At 56.5% G+C, this 6,508-nt stretch carries 4 protein-coding genes; all 4 read right to left on the bottom strand.

Annotated elements, in window-relative coordinates; genetic code table 11:
* Nucleotides 1-50: 50 nt before the first annotated feature.
* The 4 genes from F7Q96_RS24325 to F7Q96_RS24340 are packed head-to-tail and all read right to left on the bottom strand — an operon-like array spanning nucleotide 51 to nucleotide 6,403.
* On the bottom strand, nucleotides 51-1,481 hold the full coding sequence (locus F7Q96_RS24325) for a capsule biosynthesis protein (RefSeq protein WP_226994754.1): 1,431 nt from the start codon (nucleotides 1,479-1,481) through the stop codon (nucleotides 51-53).
* A 23-nt stretch (nucleotides 1,482-1,504) separates the two neighbouring features.
* Complete coding sequence (locus F7Q96_RS24330; RefSeq protein ID WP_226994755.1) at nucleotides 1,505-3,556, bottom strand: capsular polysaccharide biosynthesis protein; 2,052 nt, start codon at nucleotides 3,554-3,556, stop codon at nucleotides 1,505-1,507.
* Between the two features lie 46 nt (nucleotides 3,557-3,602).
* A complete protein-coding gene (locus F7Q96_RS24335; protein WP_151023422.1) occupies nucleotides 3,603-4,982 on the bottom strand; it encodes a tetratricopeptide repeat protein in 1,380 nt (459 codons plus the stop codon).
* The gene (locus F7Q96_RS24340) at nucleotides 4,979-6,403 is read right to left on the bottom strand and encodes a glycosyltransferase (protein WP_151023423.1); all 1,425 of its coding nucleotides are present in this window, start codon (nucleotides 6,401-6,403) and stop codon (nucleotides 4,979-4,981) included. The genes F7Q96_RS24335 and F7Q96_RS24340 overlap by 4 nt, the downstream gene beginning before the upstream one ends.
* Nucleotides 6,404-6,508: the final 105 nt, after the last annotated feature.

Genomic DNA, 6,508 nt, shown 5'->3' on the forward strand with positions numbered 1-6,508 from the left:
CATTCAGCGCCAAAGCCTAAACCGGCACGGCCGCCGCTCCGCAGGCTAAATCATCCGACAAACCAGTTCGATGCCCAATGCAGAATCGAGAACAGCGACGACATATCGACCACTCCTCCCGAGAATGAATCCATCATAACGAGGCCGCCAACGCAGGCAAAACGCACGCGCCAGCGCTTGTGCCAACGTTTGGCGTCGGCGGTTTCGCCAAGGGTCGAGTCCGCATAGAAAGACGAATTGATCTGCGAGGTATGGATCAGGTAGTTGCGGAAACGACGGTAAGCCGACATATCGACGGGCTTGGGGTCGTTCCAGAATTTGTCCAGGCTGCCCTGATAGGTCAGCCCTTCCTTGTCATAGAAACATCGCCCCAGCGTAATGACCGGGACGCGGTGGTACATCGCCTGCAGCCCGGTCGTCGAGTTGATCGTTACGACACCGTCGCAGCGATGCAGCAGCGAGGGCAGATGCGCGTCATGAACATAGACGACCCGGCCAACAGCCCCAAATCGCTGTGCGCACTCGTCGATTACCGCCGCGTAATTCGTATGACCGCGATCCATCGGATGGTGCTTGATCACCAGGATGGTGTCGCGCGGGGCGTTATACGCGAACGAGTGAATGGTCCATTCGATGAAGTCCTCGAGGCGACGCCATGGGCTATGGACACGGATTTGGCTGTCGTTGAAAACCTGTAGGGCGACGAGGAAGAACGGGGGGTGGGCGTCGGACAGGAGCATCCGCAGCACGTCACGCTCCTGTCGCTGATATGAGCACTTGCGGACCGCAGCACGCATCCATAGCGCGGCCTCGTGCACGCCAAACGGCTTATGGTGCCGATAATCTGGATAGCGCCTCGCCGATAGCAATCCCGCCGCGAAATAGCAGAACGAATACCACGCCATCTTGCTGAAGGCGTTTGAGAACGTTCGACGCTTCGGCGAGGGCATGACGGTGGGAATCTGGCTCACCTCCACACTCGTCAATGGCGAATCGGCATTGACGCCCCCCCGCTCCAACGTGATGTAGTCGGGCCGAACATATCCTTCCTCGAATACCCAGAATGCGATACCCATGGATTTGGCAAGGCGGGCCGCGATTCGATGATGGCGCCGAGCACTCCCGAAGACAACGATGGCATCGATATGCCGCTGTATCACAACATCGCACAGAAATCGTTCCCAAGCCGGCATTGGACCGTCGAAGCGAATTACTGTGCCGCGACGATAGAAATGATCGTCGCCGCCATTGAAGTTGACCTTGAAGACTTGCCTTCCGCGCGACTCCAGGTACGCCCGAAGCCGGGCAAAGAAGGGACCATTCGGCCCCTGCAGGAGCAAGATGCGCTGATATGCGAGCAGTTGGGCAACCGACGCTATGCCCGCCCCTGCCACACTCGAGGCGGGCATAGCGCCACTGGACTGCGGTGGCGCGTCCACGCACGACCTCACGCTGGACACGGATTTGATAAAGGACAGCATCTCTTGCCTTGCCTATTGCGTCATCAGCACGCTGTCTCAGGATCGCGCTTGGAGACCGACGTCCGCTTGGTAGCCCAATACCGCAGCAGCGGCTGCATCAGTCGGCTCAGCACTCCCGGTTGCGGCGCATCTGCCCTCCAGGCCTGCAGGTCCGCCACAACTTGCTCCGGTGGGGCGAAACCGGCCGAAGGATTCCTGGAGACGTATCTCGGATACTGAATCAGCGCGCCAGCAACCAGCATGTCTAGTGTCAGGGACCGCTGACGGCGCGCCACGTGGCAACGGTCCCTGGTCAGGCCCCACCCGGCATAAAAAGGCACCCCGTGCGTGGTGACCGGCTTGCCGCGCAACAATGCTTCGAATCCCGCGAGTGAGGTCAAGACATGGACGCCGTCGACTGCACGAAGCAGTTCATGCATCGACACCTCCTCCACCACCTCGTCGCATAGCGAACTCAGCACCGCCTCTTCAGCTTTGCTGCCGCGCAGGCCCGCCATTACGTCCGGATGTGGCTTGTAAATGATGTAAGCGTGGGGCGCCTCCGCCCTCACCGCCTCGAGCAATTGCCGGTTGGTACAAGTGCCGCTCGTGCCGAATTGCAGCGCAGCGTCGGATTCCACCTGTCCAACTGCAAGAAGGACCGGTTTTGTTGATGGCGGCCGGCTCCACCCGCCAGTGCCGACGTTGTACTTCGTGACCCCTGCGCGCACGATGGACTCGCGAAGCCTGGCTGCGCGCTCCAGAGTCTCAGAATCGAAATTCGCTTCGTTAAGCAAGCGTTCCAAGTCAGACGGGCCGGTCGCGTCGTAGTAGATGCCGCTGCGATCGAAAACCCAGGACACGGGTCGCACGAGGCGCGCCCCCAACCCGACCGACCGCAGGAATCCGTCCTCCACCGTAATGACGTCAACATCAGGGCGCTCCGCCATGTCGACACCTCGCCCCCAACGTACGACCGTAGCCCCGCGGGGGACAGAAGGCAGCTGCCGATGAAACCGCACATCGTGTCCCTGCAGGAACTGACGAAGGACCGGCCGTTTCCAGCGTGAGAAGCCCACTGCGTGTAGTCTCTGGGGGAATTGATGCCGCATCCTTCGCTGCAGGGCCAGGTGCTCGATGACGTCTTCGACTTCGCAGCGCTCTCCGGTGTGGGGCAATACGTAGCGGGTATATCGCACCAGCGCCGCAAAAGCGAGTTGGGCTAGCGGAACGGGGCGGCGCCGCTCCGGAGCGGGAAGATCGTCTTCCGTCAGTCCCCAGCCTGCGTAAAACGGCATGCCGAAGGTATGCACCCGCTTGCCGTGGAGCAGCGCTTCGAAGCCAACCTGCGATGTCACGGTAAAGACTGCCTGTGCAGCCCGCAAGAGCGGAACTACATGGGCGTCCTCCGTCATGCGAATCACTCGCGGCAGAGGACAGCGATCGAGGACCTTGCCCAGGTACCCCCGTTTGCGTCCTAGTGCAACTTCAGGATGCTCCTTCACGATGACTTGACAGTTGGGATACAAAGACAGCGCCATCCGAAGCATTCGTTCAAAGCTCGATGCATCGGCACCGCCGTACTGCACGGACGCGTCGTTCGCCGTTTGATCGATGACGAGGACGTAGGGCTGTGCGGGCAGGGCTATAGGGTCAGGGGCGTGGTTGTACTTTGAAACACCGGCGACCTGCCAATGTTCGATCAATCGGCGGGCGCGTGCATCGTCAATCTCCCTTAGCGGCTCGGAGATAAGGGTTTCCAAGTGCGAAGGGCTCGAAGCGTCGTAGTAGATGCCGACTTCGTCAATCACCAGCGAACACGTCTGGGAGCCTTTGCCAGGGTGCACTGACCGCAGAAATCCATCTTCGAGTCGTAGAATCCGCTCTACCCCGCGTGACCGAGCAAACAATATTGCTTTTTCCGCGGTCGGTCGTCGTCCCCACACCGCAATGCCATCCAGCTCTCGCCGCATGCCTAAAAATGGGCGAATGTAAGCCACCCGTTGGCCGAGGAAAGCTGGCAGATGCGCAATACCAAGAATGCCGCGGGAAACTACCCCGACAGGGACGCCTAGCTGAGACTCAGTCAACGCCACTCCCCGCTGCCACCGTCACAATAAGCGAAATCGTTTCCATGCGGTTTTACGACGGCATTGACGCCACGTTAGCAATTTTCCGCAACCGATCGAATCGCTGGCGGTCCTTATCACCAATTTGTGATATGCCTTCAAGCACTAACCACGCGTCGACGGCACCACGCACGTCGCCATGGCGCTCCAAAGCATAAGCGTAGCTCTTCCAGAAACCAGATACCGATGGATCCAATGTCGTAGCTCTACTTAACAGCCGCACGGCGTTGGCGAGATCGTGTTGGTCGTGCGATGAGCTCTTCATCAATACCCTTGCCAAGTGGGCCAAACAGTGGGGATCCTCAGGTGCGATAGCGACTGCTTTGCTCAATAGCTGAATGGCTTGACTGGGCTGACCCAGGGAAATAAGTACTTCCGCGTAGATACGAAGGTTTCTAACGTTCTCGCCGTCGGCAATTGAAGACTTATCGAGCAATTCGGCTGCATGCTTACCCAGACCCAACTCCGCCAGCGCCCTAGCTGCCCCAAGTAATTCCCCGTCTGTGAGCGAGGGAATACCAGTCTCTTCCATGAGGCGCTGCGCTGCACCGCTCTGACCCAAACCTGAACACGCTTGTAGATAGCACACGAAAGCGGCGCCATCTTGCGAATTACTGGCTAGCGCGCGAGCCGCTATACTAAACCCCCATTGCGCGTGCCCTCTGCTTGTCGCCTTGCGAGCTAGTTGCACAAGATATATCGACGTCTTTCTTCTTCCCCGCTGGACAATTCTACGAATTTCTCCCGTTGCACCCACGCCCCCAAGGACCGCGCGCATCACCAGATACGTAAGCGTAACTGACCCCATCGCGGCACGTATGACATCATGGCGCATCTGCGTCACGTGAACGTAACTTACATTACTGCCGGTAATGCGCTGTGCATGTTCGTGATCATCGCTGAAATTAGGATCAAAAAAAATCCACGATCGCGCAGTAATATCGTATGGTTTGATCTCCATTCCTTGATGAAATCGCCCGTCAAACACTCTCGCATATCGCACGTCAAAATCGCCTACGCGCGCCGGCTCGATAGACCATTGTGGTGCGAATGCTAAAACCGCACAGGGTGAATAGTCGCGACTTCGCTTCAATGCGCCATATGCACCCATGCTGTGACCGTACCCAACGCGCAATTTATATCTCGCCGCCACTTCAGCAATGAGATTTGCCACAGGCTTCCATTTCGCATCGCAATACCAATGCGCCGTCTTAGCATCTATTGATAGCCAAGAAAACGGTACCTTACCGGCGACCGTGTCCGCCCAGTGCCGACCCAAGGTACGTTGTTCTGGCCAGTGCATTGGTGAAAATGCAACCACGAGTAAGTCGCTTCGCGTATTCCGATGCGTGATCTTGAAATCCGCGTTCTCGAAAAGAACCTGCGCATTCATAGAACTTCCAGTCGCTGGTTTTCCTGTTTAAGCGCCTCGATCAGTTGCCTGTACGCTGCGCCGTCGCCGAACCGTTGAGCGGCATGCGTATGGGTCGCCGAGCGCAGCTTCTTTCCATCCTCATTGTCCATGAGTCTCTTAAGTGTCCGTTCGATGCCGTCACCTTCATCACCCACAACATATACGCCGGTCATTTCGGATCCCAAGCAACGCGTGCCCAGTTCGTTAGTGAGCAGAGGTCGTCCCGCCATTAATGCTTCTACGCTCTTGAAATTTAGTCCGCCCTGCACCGCGATAGGAGAAAGCATCACATTGACAGAGGCATAGAAATCGCTAAGAACATCAACAAAGCCCAGCCGTTGTACGTTTTCAGGATAGGCTTGTTCCAATTGGGCGGCCACTTCTGACTTGCAAATACCCCCAGCCACGAGCAACTTCGCGTCCGGAAATTCGGCCACAATCTTTGGCCACCAAATCCTCTGCACTATCCGCAAGCATTTTTCGTTATTAGCATTATTCGAGCCGATAAAACCCGCAACGAGTCCTTCCGGGCCCTGACTGACGTCGGCTCCGCGAACAGCGTGTTCGAATGACCCGCTTTCCGTAATGACTTGAGCGGAGCATCCAGCTGCCAACAGCGACGCTCTATCTGCATCGGAAATGGCTATTACGCCATCGGCTTGGTTCAGTAGCGCTATTTCAAGCCGACGTTGATGAGCGGGATCATATAGGAATCGTCGCTCCGTGCTATTTGAATCGCGATCAAGGACAAAGAAAACATCATGTGTATCGCAGTACCACCTTAAATATGGCCACTTCTTCTTTACGGGCACCACAGATGGCGTGAACCATGCGCCAGTATATACAACGTTTCTGAGATAAGGCAGATTACAAATAACCTGCTCCAGGAGCACAGAATTGCGTTCAGTTCCAAAAAGCGCACACCTCTCTGTAAACCGCATGGGCGGCGCAGTTTTTATACCAATGCGCCCGCGCAAAAGTGCCTCGGATCTCCGCACAAACCGGCGCGCCAATGTATATTGGCCTCTCTTTAACGGATGCGTAGCGACGAACGGACTTACGATCTCTAACGCTTTTTTGATTCGCTCGAGGTCCCGATTGTCAGGACCAAAAATCATCGTTGCCGCCGATTCGCCACCATAGTTCAGTCCGAGCAGCAAATCGAATCCTCGAGAGAAATAAGCTCGCTGCAAAGGAAGCATTCGTTCCGGAAATACGTAGAGCGTTTTAATCTCTTTCCGCTCGAACAGCCGCAACGGGCCGAAATCGAGCGAGTCGCCAACTGACAAGACCTCGGGCAACTCGCCTGCAAATACTCTCTTCCAAAAATCACGTGGTATTTTTTTTGTAACCGACTGCTTTCGGACTTCAAAAAAATGTAAGCGCGAAATTCTCCGCACATAGCGTCACAAGCACAGACGGCGCAGGATTGTGTCCACCATTTTTAGTGGACACAACTCATGGACCAGATCGATTTGGATTTCTTGCCGCTGCGGGTGATCAAC

It is taken from the genome of Cupriavidus gilardii (assembly GCF_008801915.1).
Taxonomy (GTDB): domain Bacteria; phylum Pseudomonadota; class Gammaproteobacteria; order Burkholderiales; family Burkholderiaceae; genus Cupriavidus; species Cupriavidus gilardii.

Excerpts from the sequence above, each read along its gene's own strand:
- F7Q96_RS24325 (WP_226994754.1), bottom strand. The coding sequence starts at position 1,481 with ATGCTGTCCTTTATCAAATCCGTGTCCAGCGTGAGGTCGTGCGTGGAC.
- F7Q96_RS24335 (WP_151023422.1), bottom strand. The coding sequence starts at position 4,982 with ATGAATGCGCAGGTTCTTTTCGAGAACGCGGATTTCAAGATCACGCAT.